This window comes from Limimaricola variabilis (assembly GCF_014195545.1).
GTDB classification, from domain to species: Bacteria; Pseudomonadota; Alphaproteobacteria; order Rhodobacterales; family Rhodobacteraceae; genus Limimaricola; species Limimaricola variabilis.
Genome location: NZ_JACIBX010000017.1, coordinates 21,166 through 39,482 on the forward strand (window position 1 = coordinate 21,166; position 18,317 = coordinate 39,482).

Annotated in this window: 18 protein-coding genes; 12 read left to right on the top strand and 6 right to left on the bottom strand. The window is 67.9% G+C overall.

The window, feature by feature from the left end; all coding sequences use genetic code 11:
* Positions 1 to 117 precede the first annotated feature (117 nt).
* The 5 genes from FHS00_RS15950 to FHS00_RS15970 all read left to right on the top strand — a co-directional run bounded on the left by FHS00_RS15950 (position 118) and on the right by FHS00_RS15970 (position 6,581).
* Positions 118 to 645 carry a c-type cytochrome gene (locus FHS00_RS15950; protein ID WP_246391406.1) on the top strand — a complete coding sequence of 176 codons (528 nt, stop codon included), beginning with the start codon at positions 118 to 120 and terminating at the stop codon, positions 643 to 645.
* 159 nt (positions 646 to 804) lie between these two features.
* Positions 805 to 2,781 (top strand): extracellular solute-binding protein, encoded by a 1,977-nt coding sequence (locus FHS00_RS15955; RefSeq protein ID WP_183475089.1) that lies wholly within the window; start codon positions 805 to 807, stop codon positions 2,779 to 2,781.
* Positions 2,782 to 2,799: 18 nt separating this feature from the next.
* On the top strand, positions 2,800 to 3,876 hold the full coding sequence (locus FHS00_RS15960; protein WP_183475090.1) for a microcin C ABC transporter permease YejB: 1,077 nt from the start codon (positions 2,800 to 2,802) through the stop codon (positions 3,874 to 3,876).
* Positions 3,877 to 5,001 carry an ABC transporter permease gene (locus FHS00_RS15965; RefSeq protein ID WP_183475091.1) on the top strand — a complete coding sequence of 375 codons (1,125 nt, stop codon included), beginning with the start codon at positions 3,877 to 3,879 and terminating at the stop codon, positions 4,999 to 5,001. It abuts the gene before it with no gap.
* Positions 4,998 to 6,581: an ABC transporter ATP-binding protein gene (locus FHS00_RS15970; RefSeq protein WP_183475092.1), complete on the top strand. Its 1,584-nt coding sequence runs from the start codon at positions 4,998 to 5,000 to the stop codon at positions 6,579 to 6,581. The genes FHS00_RS15965 and FHS00_RS15970 overlap by 4 nt, the downstream gene beginning before the upstream one ends.
* Positions 6,582 to 6,709: 128 nt before the next feature.
* On the opposite strand, the gene FHS00_RS15975 is transcribed toward FHS00_RS15970, so the two are convergent.
* The 3 genes from FHS00_RS15975 to FHS00_RS15985 all read right to left on the bottom strand — a co-directional run bounded on the left by FHS00_RS15975 (position 6,710) and on the right by FHS00_RS15985 (position 10,015).
* Entirely contained in the window at positions 6,710 to 7,399 is a 690-nt protein-coding gene (locus FHS00_RS15975) for a fumarylacetoacetate hydrolase family protein (protein ID WP_183475093.1), read from the bottom strand.
* 119 nt (positions 7,400 to 7,518) lie between these two features.
* Positions 7,519 to 8,997, bottom strand: a complete 1,479-nt coding sequence (locus tag FHS00_RS15980; protein ID WP_183475118.1) for a D-alanyl-D-alanine carboxypeptidase family protein — start codon at positions 8,995 to 8,997, stop codon at positions 7,519 to 7,521.
* Positions 8,998 to 9,313: 316 nt separating this feature from the next.
* Positions 9,314 to 10,015, bottom strand: coding sequence for an HAD family hydrolase (locus FHS00_RS15985; RefSeq protein ID WP_183475094.1), 702 nt, complete (start codon positions 10,013 to 10,015; stop codon positions 9,314 to 9,316).
* Positions 10,016 to 10,159: 144 nt separating this feature from the next.
* Between FHS00_RS15985 and clpS the strand changes: the two genes are divergently transcribed.
* Genes clpS through FHS00_RS16000 form a run of 3 tightly spaced genes read left to right on the top strand, consistent with a single transcriptional unit; the run spans position 10,160 to position 12,344 of the window.
* The gene (gene clpS, locus FHS00_RS15990) at positions 10,160 to 10,483 is read left to right on the top strand and encodes an ATP-dependent Clp protease adapter ClpS (protein WP_407660136.1); all 324 of its coding nucleotides are present in this window, start codon (positions 10,160 to 10,162) and stop codon (positions 10,481 to 10,483) included.
* A gap of 39 nt (positions 10,484 to 10,522) precedes the next feature.
* A complete protein-coding gene (locus tag FHS00_RS15995; protein ID WP_183475095.1) occupies positions 10,523 to 11,515 on the top strand; it encodes a class I SAM-dependent methyltransferase in 993 nt (330 codons plus the stop codon).
* Between the two features lie 25 nt (positions 11,516 to 11,540).
* Positions 11,541 to 12,344, top strand: a complete 804-nt coding sequence (locus FHS00_RS16000) for an SDR family NAD(P)-dependent oxidoreductase (protein WP_183475096.1) — start codon at positions 11,541 to 11,543, stop codon at positions 12,342 to 12,344.
* 13 nt (positions 12,345 to 12,357) lie between these two features.
* On the opposite strand, the gene FHS00_RS16005 is transcribed toward FHS00_RS16000, so the two are convergent.
* Complete coding sequence (locus FHS00_RS16005; RefSeq protein WP_183475097.1) at positions 12,358 to 12,750, bottom strand: hypothetical protein; 393 nt, start codon at positions 12,748 to 12,750, stop codon at positions 12,358 to 12,360.
* A 100-nt stretch (positions 12,751 to 12,850) separates the two neighbouring features.
* On the opposite strand from FHS00_RS16005, the gene hemF reads away from it, so the two are divergent.
* The gene (hemF, locus tag FHS00_RS16010; protein ID WP_183475098.1) at positions 12,851 to 13,744 is read left to right on the top strand and encodes an oxygen-dependent coproporphyrinogen oxidase; all 894 of its coding nucleotides are present in this window, start codon (positions 12,851 to 12,853) and stop codon (positions 13,742 to 13,744) included.
* Between the two features lie 79 nt (positions 13,745 to 13,823).
* Complete coding sequence (locus tag FHS00_RS16015) at positions 13,824 to 14,507, top strand: DUF2270 domain-containing protein (protein WP_183475099.1); 684 nt, start codon at positions 13,824 to 13,826, stop codon at positions 14,505 to 14,507.
* Here the strand turns inward: FHS00_RS16015 and hemE are convergent.
* On the bottom strand, positions 14,504 to 15,556 hold the full coding sequence (gene hemE, locus FHS00_RS16020; protein WP_183475100.1) for a uroporphyrinogen decarboxylase: 1,053 nt from the start codon (positions 15,554 to 15,556) through the stop codon (positions 14,504 to 14,506). The two genes, FHS00_RS16015 and hemE, sit on opposite strands and share 4 nt — an antisense overlap.
* 104 nt (positions 15,557 to 15,660) lie before the next feature.
* On the opposite strand from hemE, the gene hemC reads away from it, so the two are divergent.
* Positions 15,661 to 16,605, top strand: coding sequence for a hydroxymethylbilane synthase (hemC, locus tag FHS00_RS16025; protein WP_183475101.1), 945 nt, complete (start codon positions 15,661 to 15,663; stop codon positions 16,603 to 16,605).
* Between the two features lie 36 nt (positions 16,606 to 16,641).
* Here the strand turns inward: hemC and FHS00_RS16030 are convergent, their stop codons facing one another.
* Positions 16,642 to 17,184, bottom strand: a complete 543-nt coding sequence (locus FHS00_RS16030) for a cytochrome P460 family protein (protein ID WP_183475102.1) — start codon at positions 17,182 to 17,184, stop codon at positions 16,642 to 16,644.
* A 203-nt stretch (positions 17,185 to 17,387) separates the two neighbouring features.
* Between FHS00_RS16030 and FHS00_RS16035 the strand changes: the two genes are divergently transcribed.
* A complete protein-coding gene (locus FHS00_RS16035; protein WP_183475103.1) occupies positions 17,388 to 18,290 on the top strand; it encodes a DUF2189 domain-containing protein in 903 nt (300 codons plus the stop codon).
* The last annotated feature ends 27 nt before the right edge of the window (positions 18,291 to 18,317 follow it).

The window sequence follows — 18,317 nt, forward strand, 5'->3', positions numbered from 1 at the left end:
CGGATCCTCCCCTCGGCGGGCTCCCCATAAGGGCAATTCGTCGCGGGACTACACCTTGCAACCGCGCGCGGGAAGCGGATACATACCCGCGAAACGCCGAACGGAATGGAACGCGACATGTTCGACACGATGACCCTGACCAAGGTCGTTGGCGGCCTCTGCGGCACGCTGCTGGTCTTCCTCCTTGGTGGCTGGGCCGCCGACATCATCTATGGTGCCGGCCATGGAGGCGGTCATGGCGAGGTCGAGCAGGCCTACTCGATCCCGGTCGAGGACGCCGGTGGCGAAGGCGGCGCCGAGGAAGAGGCGGTCCCCTTCGAGGAGATCTATGCCAGCGCCGATGCCGCGGCGGGTGAAGGCGTCTGGCGCAACTGCCGCTCCTGCCACGCTCTGGAAGAGGGCGTGAACGGCACCGGCCCGTCGCTCCACGGAGTCGTCGGCCGCGAGGTCGGCGCCTATCCGGGCTACAGCTACTCGGGCGCGCTCAAGGCGGTGGCCGATGTCTGGTCGCCCGAGCATCTGAACGGCTTCCTCGCCAACCCGCGCGACTACGCGCCGGGCACCAAGATGACCTATAACGGTCTCAAGGATGCCGAGGACCGCGCCAATCTGATCGCCTATCTCGCGACAATCGGCGGCGGATAACCCCTCAGGGTTGAATGGCTTCGGGGCCGCTCCGCAAGGGGCGGCCCCTTTCGCATGCTGCGGGCGGCCATGCGCCGCCGCTCACGCAATCTCGCCTTGAACGTCAGCGCCTTGCGCCGCTAGCCTCGCCCTCAGGCCGTCCCGCCGGAGGAGTGCAAGATGCAAGCGACCCGTCCTTATGCCCGAGCCGTCACCCGTCCCGCGGGACGGCCAGCTCTGTGGATCACCGGCTCGGCACTGGCTCTCGCGGCGCTGTTCGTCGCGGCGCCCGGCCGCGCGCAGGAGGCGCCTGCCGCGGCGCCGCCCGAGACGACCCAGCCGGCCAGTGCCGAAGGCGGGGCCGGCGAGGAGCGGGTCATCACCAGCCACGGCTACACCAATTTCGGGGAGCTGAGATACGGCCCCGACATTGAGCATCTCGACTACGTCAACCCGGACGCGCCCAAGGGCGGCGAGATCAGCGAGTGGTCGCAAGGCACCTTCGACAGCTTCAACTCCTATTCGCGTCAGGGCGTCGCCGCCGCGCTGAATTCGCTGCCGCATGAGCGGATCATGACCTCGGTCGCCGACGATCCCTATGGGATCTACTGCTACCTCTGCACCACTCTCGAATATCCCGAGAGCCGCGACTGGGTGATCTTCAACCTGCGCGACGACGTGACCTTCGCCGACGGCACCCCGATGACCGCCGAGGACCTGAAGTTCACCAACGAACTGTTCCTCGAACAGGGCATCGCCGAGTTCCGCGCCGTGGTGCAGAACTTCCTCGACAGCGTCGAGGTGCTGGGGCCGCACCGGATCAAATTCACCTTCAACAAGGACGCCCCGCGCCGCGACGTGATCGGCTTCGCTGGCTCGACCATCGCCTTCTCCAAGGCCTGGTTCGAGGAGACCGGTGCGCGGATCGACGAGAGCACGCAGGAGCCCTTCCTCGGCACTGGCGCCTACGAGTTGAAGAGCTTCGACATCAACCGGCGCATCGTCTACGGCCGCAACGAGAATTTCTGGGGCGCTGACCACCCGTTCAACATCGGGCGCAACAACTTCGACACGATCCGGGTCGAGTATTTCGCCGACAGCAGCGCCGCCTTCGAGGGCTTCAAGTCGGGCGAATACACCTTCCGGGCCGAGAACTCCTCCAAGGACTGGGCCACCGGTTACGACTTCCCGGCGATCCAGAAGGGCTGGGTGGTGCGCGAGGAGATCCCCGACGGCACCATCGCCGGCGCGCAGGCCTTCATCTTCAACCTCGACGACCCTAAGTGGCAGGATCCGCGCGTCCGCGAGGCGATCGGGATGATGTTCAACTTCGAATGGTCGAACGAGTCGCTTTTCTACGGCCTCTATGAACGGGTCGAGAGCTTCTTCGAAAATTCCGATCTCGAGGCGACCGGCACCCCGTCCGACGGCGAGCGCGCGCTCCTCGAGCCGCTGGTCGAGGAAGGGCTCCTGCCCGAGACCATCCTGACCGAGGAGGCACGCCGTGCCCCGGTGCTCGACGTTTCGGCCAATACCCCGGACCGCCGCACCTACCGCGAGGCCGGGCGGCTTCTGGAGGAGGCAGGCTGGACCGTCGGCGATGACGGCCTGCGCCGCAAGGATGGCGAGGTGCTGGAGCTGGTCTTCCTTCAGGTCAGCCCACAATTCGACCGCATCGTGAACCCCTTCATCGAGAACCTCGCCCGGCTGGGCGTGAAGGGCGTGCTCGACCGGGTCGATACCGCGCAATATGTCGAGCGCACCCGCTCGGGCGATTTCGACCTCGTTAACCACACTTTCTCGATGGGCTTCGAGCCGGGGGTCGAGCTGGAGCAGTGGTATGCCTCCAAGACCGCTGACGACAGCTCGCGCAACCTGATGCGGCTGCGCAACCCGGCGGTGGATCGTCTGGTGACCGAGGTGATCAACGCGCAGTCGCTCGAGGATCTGACTACCGCCACCCATGCGCTCGACCGGGTGCTCAGGGCCGAGGTGATCTGGGTGCCGCAGTGGTACAAGGACGTCTACACCGTCGCCTATTATGACCAGTACCGTCATCCCGAGAACATGCCGCCGCTGACACTGGGCGAGATGGACTTCTGGTGGTACGACGCCGAGGCCGCAGAAGAGCTGCGCGCCGCGGGCGCGCTGCGCTAAAGGAGAATTTCCGACCGCATGGGCGCCTATATCCTCAGACGTTTGCTGCTCGTGATCCCGACGCTGCTCGGGATCATGATCATCAACTTCGCCCTCGTGCAGTTCGTGCCGGGCGGGCCGATCGAGCAGATCATCGCCCAGATGGAGGGCGGTGGCGACGTGTTCGAGAGCATCGCCGGCGGCGGGGCCGAGGTGAGCCAGGGCGGAGGCGACAGCGACTATATCGGCGCGCGCGGCCTGCCGCCCGAGTTCATCGCCGAGCTCGAGCGCGAGTTCGGCTTCGACAAGCCGCCGCTGGAACGGTTCCTGAACATGATGTGGAACTACATCCGCTTCGATTTCGGCGAGAGCTACTTCCGCTCGATCTCGGTGGTCGACTTGGTGCTGGAGAAGATGCCGGTCTCGATCACGCTGGGACTGTGGTCGACGCTGCTGGCCTATCTGATCTCGATCCCGCTGGGCATCCGCAAGGCGGTGCGTGACGGCTCCTCCTTCGACACCTGGACCAGCGGCGCCATCATCGTCGGCTACGCGATCCCCGGCTTCCTCTTCGCGATCCTGCTGATCGTGCTCTTCGCCGGGGGCTCCTACTGGCGGATCTTCCCGCTCAGAGGGCTGACCTCCGACAATTGGGAGAGCCTGTCGCTGATCGGCAAGGTGCTCGACTATTTCTGGCACATCACGCTGCCGGTGCTGGCCTCGACCATCTCGGCCTTCGCGACGCTGACGTTGCTGACCAAGAATTCCTTCCTCGACGAGATCAAGAAGCAATACGTGATGACGGCCCGGGCCAAGGGGCTCACCGAGCGCCGGGTCCTCTACGGCCACGTCTTCCGCAACGCCATGCTGATCGTGATCTCAGGCTTCCCGGCGCTGTTCATCGGCGTGTTCTTCGGCGGCAGCCTGATCATCGAGACGCTGTTCTCGCTCGACGGTCTGGGGCGGCTCGGCTTCGAGGCGACCGTGGCGCGCGACTACCCGGTCGTGTTCGGCACCCTTTTCGCCTTCTCGCTGCTGGCGCTGGTCGTCGGCATCCTCACCGACCTCACATATGTGCTGATCGACCCGCGCATCGACTTCGAACGGAGAGGCTGAATGGCGCTGTCGCCGCTCAACGCGCGCCGCTGGCGCAATTTCAAGCGTAACCGCCGGGCGCTGTGGTCGCTCGTCATCTTCTCGGTGCTGTTCGGGCTGAGCCTCTTCGCGGAGCTTCTGGCCAACGACAAGCCATTGCTGGTGAGCTATCGCGGTGAACTCAGAAGCCCGATCGTGGGCTTCTATTCCGAGCGGGATTTCGGCGGCGATTTCCCGACCGAGGCGGCCTATTCGGACCCCGAGGTGCAGTGCTTGATCGTCACCGGCGGGCTGACCGACTGCTTCTACGAGCCGGCGGCGATCATGGCGGCGGCCGAGGCGGGCGAGCCGCTGCCGCTCGAGGAGAGCGACCCGGCCGATTACGCCAAGGGCTGGATGATCTGGCCGCCGATCCCTTATTCCTACGACACCATCGTCGATGTGCCCGGCGTCGCCCCGGCGCCGCCGTCGGAGACCAACTGGCTCGGCACTGACGACACCAAGCGCGACGTGGTCGCGCGGGTGATCTACGGCTTCCGGCTGTCGGTGGTCTTCGCGATCATCGTCACGCTGGCCTCGTCGCTGATCGGCATCGTGGCGGGCGCGGTGCAGGGCTATTTCGGCGGCTGGACCGACCTGATCTTCCAGCGGATCATCGAGATCTGGACCGGCACGCCTTCGCTCTACGTGATCATCATCGTCTTCGCGATATTGGGACGAAGTTTCTGGCTACTAGTGTTTCTCACCGTGCTGTTCGGCTGGCCCTCGCTGGTCGGCGTGGTGCGGGCCGAGTTCTTGCGCGCCCGCAACTTCGAATACATCCGCGCTGCCCGGGCGCTGGGCGTCTCCGACAGCAAGATCATGTTCCGCCACATGCTGCCCAACGCCATGGTCGCGACCGTCACCATGCTGCCCTTCCTCGTCACCGGCGCCATCGGCACGCTGGCCGCGCTCGATTTCTTGGGCTTCGGCCTGCCGTCCTCGGCGCCCTCTCTGGGCGAGCTGACATTGCAGGCCAAGCAGAACCTGCAGGCGCCGTGGCTGGGCTTCACCGCCTTCTTCACCTTCGCGATCATGCTGTCGCTTCTGGTGTTCATCTTCGAGGGGGTGCGTGACGCCTTCGATCCGAGGAAGACCTTCGCATGACCGACACGATCCTCGACGTCCGCGACCTGAACGTGGACTTCCGGCAGGACGGCCGCCGGGTGCCTGCGGTGCGCGGCGTCTCCTTTCACGTGGAGCGCGGCGAGACCGTGGCGCTGGTCGGCGAGAGCGGGTCCGGCAAATCGGTCACCGCGCTCTCGACCGTGCAGCTGCTGGGCGAGACGGCCGAGGTGTCCGGCTCGGTGACCTATGAGGGGCGCGAGATGGTCGGCGCGCCCGAGGCCGAGCTGCGGCGGGTGCGCGGCAACGACATCTCCTTCATCTTCCAGGAGCCGATGACCTCGCTCAACCCGCTGCACACGCTGGAGCGGCAGCTGTCGGAGTCGATCGAGCTGCACCAGGGGCTGCGCGGTTCGGCGGTGCGGACCCGCATCATCGAGCTTCTGACCCGGGTCGGCATTCGTGACCCGGAAACCCGCCTCGGCGCCTATCCGCACCAGCTTTCAGGCGGGCAGCGGCAGCGGGTGATGATCGCCATGGCGCTGGCCAACAACCCCAACCTGCTGATCGCCGACGAGCCGACCACCGCGCTCGACGTGACGATTCAGGCGCAGATCCTCGAATTGCTGGCCGAGCTCAAGCGCGACACCGGCATGGCGATGCTGTTCATCACCCATGATCTCGGCATCGTCCGCCGCATCGCCGACCGGGTCTGCGTCATGAAGGATGGCGAGATCGTCGAGCAGGGGCCGACGGCCGAGATCTTTGCCAGTCCCAGGCACCCCTATACCCGCATGCTGCTCGAGGCCGAGTCGACCGGCCTGCCGGACCCGGTCTCCGAGGCCGCGCCGGTGGTCGCCGAGACCGAAAACCTGAAGATCTGGTTCCCGATCCATCGCGGGCTGCTGAAGCGGACGGTCGGGCACGTGAAGGCGGTAAACGACGCCACGCTGTCGGTGCGCGCCGGCGAGACCGTGGGCGTTGTCGGCGAGAGCGGCTCGGGCAAGACGACGCTGGCGCTCGCCATGGTGCGGCTGATCGGCTCGGAGGGCAAGATCCGCTTCGACGGGCGCGAGATCCAGGATCTGAGCCAGCGACGGATGCGGCCGCTGCGCTCGGAAATCCAGATCGTGTTCCAGGATCCCTTCGGCTCGCTCTCGCCGCGCATGACGGTGGCGCAGATCATCGCCGAGGGGCTTGGCGTCCATGGCGTCGAGAAGGGCCGCGACCGGCGCGACATGGTGGCCGAGATCATGCGCGAGGTCGGCCTCGATCCCGCTTCCATGGATCGCTACCCGCACGAGTTCTCGGGCGGCCAGCGCCAGCGCATCGCCATCGCCCGCGCGCTGATCCTGCGGCCGCGCCTCATCGTGCTCGACGAGCCGACAAGCGCGCTCGACATGACGGTGCAGGTGCAGATCGTGGAGCTTCTGCGGGCGCTGCAGCGCAAGTACAGCCTCGCCTATGTCTTCATCAGCCACGACCTGAAGGTGGTGCGCGCGCTGAGCCACAAGGTGATGGTGATGAAGAACGGCGACGTGGTCGAGGCTGGCTCGGCCGAGGCGATCTTCGACGCGCCGCGCACCGATTATACCCGTGCGCTGATGGCGGCGGCGTTCTGAATCCGTACCGCGTCGCGAGGTCCGCGACGGCGTGCCATGCGTATTTGCCGGAATGGTGAAGGGGCGGCTGGGCGCTCGTCCGGGTGGGGCCTGCGCCTCACCCAGCCTTTGAGGCACAAGACGCGCGGTCAGGCGCTGTAGCGGAACCGCGCCTGGCCCAGCCCCTCGATCGCCACGACGCAGGACTGGCCCGGCGCCACCGATCCGACCCCCTCGGGCGTGCCGGTGAGGATCAGGTCGCCGGGGCACAGCGTCACCAGCCGGGACAGATGGGCGATGACCTCGGCCACGCTCCAGATCATCTGCGACAGGTCCCCCGCCTGCCTTTCGTTGTCATCGACATGGCAGGTGATCCGCCCCCGCGCGGGATGGCCGATCTCGGCCGCCGGATGGACGGGTCCCAGGATCGCCGAGGAATCGAAGCCCTTGGCCATGTCCCAGGGCCGGCGCATTTCCTTGGCCTCGGCCTGCAGGTCGCGGCGGGTGAGGTCGTTGGCGGCGGCGTAGCCCCAGACATGGTCGAGCGCGTCGGCCACCGCGATCCCGCTGCCACCCGTGCCGATCAGCACCGCGAGTTCGGCCTCATGATGCAGGTTGGCCGTGGCGGACGGGTAGGGCAGTTCCGCTCCCGTGGCGACGACGGCGCTGGCGGGCTTGGTGAAGAAGAAGGGCGGCTCGCGTTCGTCGGCGCCCATCTCGCGGGCATGGGCGGCATAGTTGCGGCCGACGCAGAACACCCGGTGCAGCCCGACCTCGACCTCGGGGTCGGTCGTGGCGAAGCGCGGCGGGGCGGGGGGCACGACGGCGAGACGGGGCATGCGAACTCCTGTGCTGAGCGCTCTCACCCAAATCGCTCGGGCCCCCGAATGCAAGACGGCGCCGCGTTCCGGGAGGAGAACGCGGCGCCGTCGGGCCGTTCAGAGCGGGGAGGAGGCGCTCAGGACGGTCCGATCATGAAACACATGGCGCCGCGGGCCTGCAGCCGGCGGCAGGCGAGGTCGGCGGCCTCGTTGGTGAGACCCATGAAGTTGGCGTCGAAGCCACCCGAACGCTGGGTGACGCGGCGCAGCGCCCCGTCGAGCGCGCCCGGCTCGTTCAGCGCGGTCTGGATCAGCACCCGCTCGGCGGCGCCGCGGCTGTTGAAGCGGCCCACGTTGATGCCCCAGAGCCGTCCGCCTGAGGTCGAGACGCGGGTCACCACCTCGGGCACCGCCTGCATCCGCGAGGCGTCGACCGGCGCGATGGCGGCCGCGGTCATGATCATCTCGGTCGGCCGCGCCTCCGGGGTGGTCTCGGGCGCGATCCCGGCTTCGGCGAAGAGCTCTGCGGTTTCCGGGGCCATGTCGCTCAGATCGGTGACCGGGGCGGCGGCGACGGCCACCGCTTCGGTCACGGCCTCGGCGACCGGTGCGGGCGTCGGCTGGGCGGTGGAGGCCGAAGCCGAGGAGACCAGCAGCGCGGCGGCGAGCGCGTCCTCGATGCCGCTGGCGGTGGCGACCTGCACCGGTGCTGCTGTGGCGGCGCCCGGACGGATCTGCGGCCGCAGGCTGCGCTTGACCACGCCGGTCACGCGAATCGTGTGGGCGCCGGTGGTCGGGCCGAGCGCCGGGGTGGCTGCGACCAACGCCGGGGCTTGGGCGGGTGCTGCGCCGGGCTGGCTGGCAAAGCCCTTGTCGAGCAGCTTCATCACCTGGGCGTTGCGGTTCGCGGTCGAGGTGCCGCCGAAGACGGTGGCGATGATCCGGCGGTCGCCGCGCTGGGCCGAGGCCACGAGGTTGTAGCCGGCGGCGTTGGTAAAGCCGGTCTTGATCCCGTCCGCGCCCTTGTAGGCGTCGAGGAAGCGGCGGTTGGTGTTGTTCACCTGCTTCATGCCGGCATCGGCGGTGCGGCGCGAGAACAGGTTATAATACTGCGGGAAGTCATAGATCATGTGCCGGCCGAGCACGGTCATGTCACGCGCGGTCGACAAATGGTTCGGATGGGTCAGCCCGTGCTGGTTGACGAAGGTGGTGTTGCGCATCCCCATCGCCTGGGCGGTCGCGTTCATCCGGCGGGCAAAAGCCTCCTCGCTGCCCGAGATCGCGAAACCGATGGCGGCGGCGGCATCATTGGCCGACTTCACCGCGGCGGCGCGCAGCAGGTAGCGGAACTTGATCTTCTGACCGCTGCGCAGCCCCAGCTTGGAGGGCGGCTGGGCGGCGGCATAGGACGGAATCGTCACTTCGCTGTCGAGACCGATCTCGCCGCGCTGGATCGCCTGGAACGCGATGTATAGGGTCATCATCTTGGTCAGCGAGGCCGGGTGCAGCCTCGTATCGGCGTTTTCCTCGTGGATGACTTGGCCCGTCTTGGCGTCCACGACCATCGCCGCGTAAGGCGCGGCGACCGCGCCGGTAGCGATGGTGATACTCGCCATGAGGGTGGTTACGATCAACAGCCCGGTCCGGGCCGTCCTCGACAGACGACTGCTCACGTGGATTGCCTCTCGTTTTGCCTCGCGGGTTCCGGTTCGTTGCGCCGGGACCTCATCATTGTCCTTAAATCTAGCATGGACGCAGCGTTACGAAAATAGACTAATTCTCAATCGGTTTTCTTGAACAGTTGAGGTTCCGCGCTAACCAGGGGCCGACTCGCCCTATGCGAAAGACGTGCATAATTGACAGGCCCGTAGAGAGCATGGGGTGCTCCGGGGGCGTGGCGGGAAAGCCGCAGGCAAGCCCGGGTCGCGCAGTTCAGGTCTCGAGCTTTTCAACCAGAGCGGGTAGGCGGGCAAGGTCGTCGAGCCGCCGGAACCGGGGGTGCGAAAGCGGCGGTTCGGCGTGCTCGAGCTCCCAGGTGGTCTCGAACGGCACGTGCACGCCCCAGCCGCCGGCCTCCAGCACCGGGATCACGTCGGACTTGAGCGAATTGCCGACCATCACCGCCCGATCCGGCGCGACGCCGTGCCGGGCGAAGATCCCGGCATAGACCGGAGCGGTCTTGTCCGAGACGATCTCGACCGCCTCGAAGGCGTCGCCCAGACCCGACTGCGCCAGCTTCCGCTCTTGGTCGAGCAGGTCGCCCTTGGTCACCAGCATCAGCCGGGCTCGGCCCGACAGCGCGGTCACCGCGGTCTCGACGCCGGGCAGCAACTCGATCGGGTGGGCCAGCATCTCGCGGCCCATCGCCATGATCTCGCCGATGGCGGCTGAGGGCACCCGCGCCTCGCTGACCTCGATCGCAGTCTCGATCATCGACAGCACGAATCCCTTCACCCCGAACCCGTAGCGGCCCAGATTGCGCCGCTCGGCGGCAAGCAGGCGTTCGCGCAGATGATCCTCGCCGGCATGATCGCGCAGTAGGTCGACGAATCGGGCTTGCGTGGAGCGGAAGAAGCGCTCGTTGTGCCACAGCGTGTCGTCGGCATCGAAGGCGACGGTCCAGCGTTGCGGCATCGGGAACACTCCTCCTCGGGGGGCGGTCTTTTCACCGCCGCCGGGGCGCTTATATAACGGGGCGCAAGCAGGATTGGCAACGAGGCGTGCACCCTGACCGAAAGGACCTGAGAGCGGATGACGATGCGGAACGCGGCGATCCAAATGGCGGGACAGGGCGACGGCGAGGGCGACGACCTCACCGGCGTCAAGGTCGAGACGCGCCCCAAGACCAAGCGACCGCCGCTCTACAAGGTGTTGATCCTCAACGACGACTACACCCCGATGGAGTTCGTGGTGCACGTGCTCGAACGGTTCTTCGGGCTGAGCCATGCCCAAGCATTCGAGATCATGCTCACCGTGCACAAGAAGGGCGTCGCCGTGGTCGGCGTGTTTTCCTACGAGATCGCCGAGACCAAGGTGGCGCAGGTGATGGATTTCGCGCAACGTCATCAGCACCCGTTGCAATGCACGATGGAACGGGAATAGGGGTTTGCCCCTGTTTCGCCAACTGCTTCCGGAGCGCCCATGGCCGATGCCCGTCTGACCACCGCGACACAAAGCGGCGCGCTCGTGCTGCCCGAGGGCGAGATTCTGGCCCTGCGCCCGAACGCCGACGCCGATCTCGGCGCGCTGCCGCGCAACCGCACCCGGATCCTGCACGGCTTCCGGCCTGACATCGACGCGCTCGAGGCGCAGGGCTGGACCGTCGGCGAGCCGGCCCCGGCCGCCGCGGCGGTGGTGTTCGTGCCGCGGGCCAAGCCGCTGGCTCGGGCCTTGGTGGCGCAGGCGGCACGGCTGGCGCCGCTGGTGATCGTCGACGGGCAGAAGACCGACGGCGTCGACAGCCTCTGGCGCGAGCTGCGCAATCGCATCCCCGAGATCCCCTGCGTCACCCGCGCCCATGGCCGGCTGTTCTGGTTCGACGCCTCGGCCGCCGACCTTTCCGATTGGGAGGCGCCGGCCCCGGCGCCGGTGGATGGCGGCTTCGTCACCCAGTGGGGCGCCTTTTCGGCCGACGGGCCCGATCGCGGTTCGCAGATGCTGGCGGCGGCGCTGCCGGCCAAGCTGCCGTCGCGGATGGCCGATCTGGGCGCGGGCTGGGGCTATCTGGCGCGCGCCGTGCTGGCGCGGGACGGGGTCAAGAGCCTCGATCTGGTCGAGGCGGAGCAGCTCGCCCTCGACTGTGCCCGGGTCAACGTCACCGACGAGCGTGCCACATTTCATTGGGCTGACGCGATGCGGTTCAAGCCGGATCACCTCTATGACGGCGTGGTCATGAACCCGCCCTTCCACACCGGCCGGGCCGCCGATCCGGCGCTCGGCCGCGCCTTCATCGCGGCGGCGGCGCGGATGCTCGCGCCCTCGGGCCAGCTGTGGATGGTGGCCAACCGGCATCTGCCCTATGAGGCAAGCCTGCGCGACAGCTTCCGCACGGTCGAGGAGATCGGTGGCGACGGCGCCTTCAAGCTGTTCCACGCGATCCGGCCGCTCAAGCCCACCGACAAGAAATCCCGCTGACACCTTCCCTTCACCGGAGACCGTCATGAGCTTTTCCATCGCCGGCAAGACCGCGATCGTGACCGGGGCCGCGCATGGCGTCGGTCTCGCCATCGCCCGCGCCATGGTCGAGGCGGGGGCCAACGTGGTCTTCGTCGATCGTGACGAAGCCGCGCTCGAGCGCGAGACCTCCGTGCTGCGCGAGGCCGATGGGCCGGTGCGGCACTTCGCGGGGGATCTGCGCGAGCGGCTGACCATCACCAACCTGCTCTCCTTCACCGTCGACGCGTTTGACCGGATCGACATCCTGGTCAACGCGGCGCGGCAGGTGCGGGTCTCTGACCCGCTCGACCACGAGGACGATTCGGTCGAGCGGCTGCTCGACCAGAACCTGATGTCGGCGCTGCGGCTGAGCCAGGCGGCGGCCAAGCGGATGATCAAGCAGGCCGAGCCCGACAGCACAGCGCCGCTGGGATCGATCATCAACCTAAGCTCGATCGCCGCGCGGCTCGCCCATCCCGAACTGCTGGGCTACTCGGTGAGCTGTGCCGCGCTCGACCAGATGACCCGCTCCATGGCGGTGGCGCTGGCGCCCAAGCGGATCCGCGTCAACGCCGTGGCCTTCGGCTCGGTGATGAGCGCCTCGCTCAAACAGTCGCTGAGCGAGCATGACGAGATCCGCGAGGCGATCCTGCACTGCACGCCGCTGGGCCGGATTGCCTCGGCCAGCGAGGTGTCCGACGCGGTGCAGTATCTCGCATCGGACGCCTCGGCCTTTGTCACGGGGCAGGTGATCACCGTCGATGGCGGCCGCAGCCTGATCGATCCCAGCCACGTCGCCGCGCACTAGGCGCGACCCCGGCTCAGGCCGGGTAGAGAGCCGCGCATTGCGCCCGCGCCGGCCCTTCGGCGCGGGTCAGCGCCTCGCGCCGCTGCAGGAGCTGGTCGAGCTTGACCTTCTCCGCCTCGATGTCGAGCGTGACCGGCACCCGGACTTCCTGGCTCACCGTGCGGTCGCAGAAGCGCTGGCGCAGCGTGCCGTTCTCGTCGCGATATTCGCAGACGCCGCGCCGGGTGCGCAGCTCCTCGCGCTCCTCGATGCCGTAGCCCCGGGCGATGTTGCCGCGGGTCTCGGCGATCAGCGCGTCGATCACGCGGCCCTGACGCCCGACCGAGGACAGGCAGCTCTCGCGCGGCGTGGCGCAGGCGGCGAGGGCGAGGGCGAGGGGCAGGACGAGCAAAATGGCGGAACGCATTGGTAATCTCCGGTCGAATCGGCAAGGGGCCAGCGGGTCGCATGGCGGGCTGGCGGAGAGGATGCTAGACGGGACCGATATTCAATAGCAGGGGGCGCGGATGACCTCGACCGGCATGACGAGCGAAAAGGACGAGGCGGCGGGCTGGTTTCGCAGCCTGCGCGACGAGATCGTCACCGCCTTCGAGGCGCTGGAGGACGCCCAGACCGAGGGGCCGCTCTCGGAGCGCCCGGTCGGTCGTTTCGAGGTGACCCCGACCAAGCGCCGGGGCGATGACGGCGAGGATGCCGGCGGCGGTCTGATGAGCGTGATGCGCGGCGGCCGTGTGTTCGAGAAGGTCGGTGTGAACGTCTCGACCGTGTTCGGCACGCTGGGCGCTGCGGCGCAGGCCTCGATGGCCGCACGTGGCGTGCCCGGGGTCGAGGCCGATCCGCGTTTCTGGGCCTCGGGCATCAGCTTGGTGGCGCATATGCAGAACCCGCATGTGCCCGCCGTGCACATGAACACGCGAATGTTCTGGACGCCCAATGCCTGGTGGTTCGGCGGTGGGGCGGACCTCAACCCCTGCATCGAATACGCCGACGACACCGCGCATTTCCACGACACGCTCAAGCGTCATCTCGACCCGCATGGCGCCGATCTCTACCCGGCGCTCAAGGTCTGGGCCGACGAGTACTTCTTCATTCCCCATCGCGGCCGGGCGCGCGGCGTCGGCGGCGTGTTCATGGATGACCGCTGCACCGGCGACTGGCATGCCGATTTCGCACTGACCCGGGATATTGGCCGCGCCTTCCTGCCCGCTTGGCTGCCGCTGGCCGAGAAGCGGCGCGGCATGGCGTGGGACGAGGCCGACAAGGACGTGCAGCTGCGCCATCGCGGGCTCTATGCGGAATACAACCTCGTCTATGACCGCGGCACCAAGTTCGGGCTCGCCACCGGCCACGACCCCGATGCCGTGCTGATGAGCCTGCCGCCTCTCGCGAAATGGGTCTGAACTTCCGCTGATCTTCCAAGGGCTTTGACCCGCGCCCGGCTCCGGTGTCTTATGATGTCGAAGCGATCGGGAGGAGCGGATGACGCGCGTGGAAGAGCGGCCCGAGGCACGTCGCGAGTTCAATTCGGCCGAGATCGGCGCGCTGGCGCATCTGTGGCGCGGCGAGGTCTACCGCTCGACCATCTGGCGCACCCGGCTCGACACCACCACCAACTGGGCGGTGGTGACGCTCGGCATCGCGCTGTCGATCGCCTTTGCCTCGCGCGAGGCCTCGCCGCTGCCCCTGGTGCTGGTCGGGATATTGATCCTGTTCTTCCTGATGCTGGAGGCGCGGCGTTACCGCTATTTCAACGTCTGGCGCGCCCGCTGCCGCTGGATAGAGACGCATTTCTACGCGCCGATGCTGCAGGATGGCGACCTGCGGCTGGGGGAGGGCTGGCAGAAGGAGCTGGCCGAGGACTACTGGGTGCCGCGCTACCACGTGTCATTCCAGGCCGCGGTGGGGCGGCGGATCCGGCGCAACTACCTGTGGATCCTGCTGATCCAGACCGTCGCCTATATCGGCAAATTGGTGGTGCACCCGACCCCGGTCGAGGGGGTCGAGATGTTCGTCGACCGCGCAGCCATCGGCCCGGTGCACGGGCTGTGGGTGCTGGCGGCAGGGCTGGTCTACGTGATCGCATGGACCGGCTGGGCGCTGCAGAGCTGGCACCATGACCGGCGCCGCTGGGGCTCGACCCAGCGGCCCTCCGGCATGGGTTAGCGGGCCTCGCGCAGCGTCTCGATCATCAGCGCCACGTTCTCGGGATCGGCGTCGGGGGTGATGCCGTGGCCGAGATTGAAGACATGCGGGCCGCGGGCGAAGGCGTCGCGGATGCGCCGCGTCTCGTCGATCAGATCCTGCCCGCCTGTGACCATGTGGCGGCTGGCGAGGTTGCCCTGCACGCAGGCAAGGGGCTGCAGGTGCTCGGCCGCCCATTCCGGGCTCACCCCGTCGTCGAGCGCGATGCAATCGGCGCCGATTGCGCGAGCGGCATCGACGAAACGCTCGCCTGCACCGCGCGGGAAGGCGATGACCGGCAGGCTCGGGTGCCGTGCCTTGAGCGCAGCGGTAATGCGCGCCATCGGCGCGATGGAATAGCGGTCCAGATCGTCGCCGGTGAGCGAGCCCGCCCAGCTGTCGAAGATCTTGATGGCTTCGGCGCCCGCTTCGACCTGCGCCGAGAGATATTCGATGGTCGCCTCGGTGATCCGGTCGAGCAGCGCCTCGAATTCGGGTCGGTTCTCGTCCTTGAGCGCGTGCGCCGGGCCCTGATCGGGCGTGCCGCGCCCGGCGATCATGTAGGTGGCCACCGTCCAGGGCGCGCCGGCGAAACCGATCAGCGCGGTCTCGCGCGGAAGCTCGCGGGAGAGGATCTTCACCGTCTCGTAGACGGGGGCGAGGTGATCGTGGATCGCATCGGCGGGCTTCAGCGCCGCGACGCCACCCTTTTCCATGATCGGCGACAGACGCGGCCCCTCGCCGGTGACGAACCACAGATCGAGGCCCAGCGCCTGCGGCACCAGCAGGATGTCCGCGAACAGGATCGCCGCGTCGAAGCCGTAGCGGCGGATCGGCTGCAGCGTCACCTCGGCGGCGAGCTCGGGGTTGTAGCACAGCGACAGGAAATCGCCCGCCTTGGCACGGGTGGCGCGGTATTCAGGCAGATAACGTCCGGCCTGTCGCATCATCCAGATCGGCGGGACGGGCAGGGTCTCGCCCGCGAGGGCGCGCAGCAGCAGCTTCGACGGGGGGGTGTGGGCAATGCTCATGCATCCTCGTCCCGCCGAAGGGGCGCAAAGTCAAGCCGCGCGGGCAGAGGCGCGGCAGGCGGTCGCGGTTGCCGCGCGCTCGGGCGGCGCGTAGAGATTGACGCATGACCCGCGATCTTCCCACCCCCGCCCAACCGCTTCGCATCGGCACCCGCGGCTCGCCGCTGGCACTGGCGCAGGCCAACGAGACGCGCGCGCTGCTGGCCCAGGCCTGGGACCTGCCCTTCGAGGCCTTCGAGGTGGTGATCATCCGCACCACGGGCGACCGGGTGATCGACCGCCCACTGAGCCAGATCGGCGGCAAGGGGTTGTTCACCAAGGAGATCGAGGAGGCGCTGAGCGCCGGTGCCATCGACATCGCGGTCCACTCGATGAAGGACATGCCGGTCGAGCAGCCCCCGGGGCTGGTGCTCGATGGCTATCTGGAACGCGAGGACCCGCGCGACGCCTTCGTCAGCCTGTCCTGCACCGCGATCGCCGATCTGCCCGAGGGGACGGTGGTCGGCACCTCGAGCCTGCGGCGCAAGTCGCAGATCCTCGCCCGGCGGCCCGACCTCGAGGTGGTGGAGTTTCGCGGCAACGTGCAGACCCGGCTTCAGAAGCTCGAGGACAAGGTTGCCGAGGCGACCTTCCTGGCAATGGCGGGTCTCAACCGGCTTGGCATGATCGACAGCGTGCCGGCCCGCGCCATCGGCACCGAGGATATGCTGCCCGCCATCGCGCAGGGCGCGATCGGCATCGAGCGGCGCGGCGCTGACAGCCGGGTGGCCGAATTGCTGGAGCCCATCCATCACGTGGAGACCGCGCAGCGGCTCGCCTGCGAGCGCGCCTTTCTCGCCGCGCTCGACGGCTCGTGCCAGACGCCGATCGCCGGTCTGGCGGAGATCGAGGGCGGGCGGCTGCGCTTCAGGGGCGAGATCCTGCGCCCCGATGGCTCCGAAGTGCTGGCCGAGGCCGGTGAGACGGCCATCGCCGACGGCCCGGCCCTGGGCCGCGAGCTCGGCGAAACGCTGCGCCGGATCGCCGGGCCGGGCTTCTTCTCGGTTTGATATCCGCCCGCGCCCCGAGGGGCGCGGGCGGAGAGTTCACCGCATCTCGGCTTCGGTGGTGAAGAGGTAGTTCTCGCCCGCGTTCTGGTGGCAGGCGATGCAGCCCGCCTCGGCGTTCTTGCCCACCAGACCGGCCAGCGCCACGCCGTTCGGGTTCTGGTCGAGGCTGCCGTCGGGCAGGTACTTGGCATAGAACCAGTCGCCGGTCTCGGCATCGTATCCCGCCTCGCGGCGGAACATCACCGTGAGCGCGCCCAGATGCTCGCCGGGCATGCCGAGAACCTGGTCCACCGTCACTCCTTCGGGGCCGTAGTTGCGCTTGACCACCAGGGCACCGTCATGGCCGTCGATCGTGGCGCGGGCGTAGAAGGTCTCGAGCATCATCCCGTGCGGATCGGTGCCGGGATACGGGAAGGACATGATCGCGCCTTCGCCCGCGAGGTTCTGCTCGACCATCGCCTGCCAGAGCTTCTCGGCATAGGCCTGGTCCTCGTCGCCGCCGAACATCGGCGCGTCCTGCGCCAGCGCCGCGCCCGCGAGCCCCAGCCCGAGCGCCGCCATCATCCACTTGATCGCCATCGTTACCTCCCTTTGCACATGCCAACAGCCTAGCCCCGCTACGCCTTTCCTCTTGGTCAACTGCTTTCACGTTGACGAGAGGTTGGCGCGCAGAGATGGGGGCGGCCGTCGCGAAACCGTGCTAGCATGACCCATCCGGACGGCCCCGCCGCCGGTTTTCGGCCCATGGCGGGGCCGCCCTTCGCACATGACGGGAGGGCGATATGGCCAATACGGACGGCGTAGACAGAACCATCGGCAATCCGCTGAGTTGGACCGGCCGCGTGATCGGCGCGGGCACGCGGCATCTGGGAGAGGGAGCCCGCGAGACGGTGGGGCGCGACCATGCCCCGATCAAGATCCGCAGCATCGGGATAGAGGACCTGCGCGCCGCGCTGCGCGCGGGCTGGGACGACTTCAAGGCGTTCCGATCGGACGTGATCTTCCTGTGCGTGGTCTACCCACTCGCCGGGTTGGTGCTGATCCGCTTTGCCATGAACGAAAGCCTGCTGCCGCTCCTCGTGCCGCTGATCACCGGCTTCGCGCTGCTCGGGCCGGTGGCTGCGGTCGGCCTCTACGAGATGAGCCGTCGGCGCGAGGCGGGCGGGCATCCGAGTTGGGGCGCGGCTTTCAAGGTGGCGGAATCGCCATCGGCAATCGCGATCCTGGCGCTTGGATTGGTGCTGCTCGCGATCTTCGTGGCCTGGATGCTTGCGGCTTGGATCATCTACGCGGTCACGCTGGGACCCGAGCCGCCGGTTTCGGCGGTGGCCTTCTTCACCGACACGTTCACCACGGCACCGGGCTGGGCGATGATCGTCGTCGGCACGGTCACGGGTTTCCTGCTCGCGTCGCTGGTGCTGGTGATCGGCGCGATCTCCTTCCCGCTGCTGCTCGACCGGCATGTCGGCCTGCGTCGGTCGGTGAAGGCCTCGGCACGACTGGCGCGCAAGAACCCGCAGACCGTCGCGATCTGGGGCGCAATCGTCGTCATCGGGCTGGGCCTCGGCATGGCGACGCTGATGATCGGCCTGATCTTCGTGCTGCCGGTCCTCGGCCACGCGACATGGCACCTCTATCGCCGTGCCGTCGAACCAGCCGAGGAGATGACGGAAGAACCCGTCTGAGACCGGGCGCGGGCCGCGCGCCCGCGC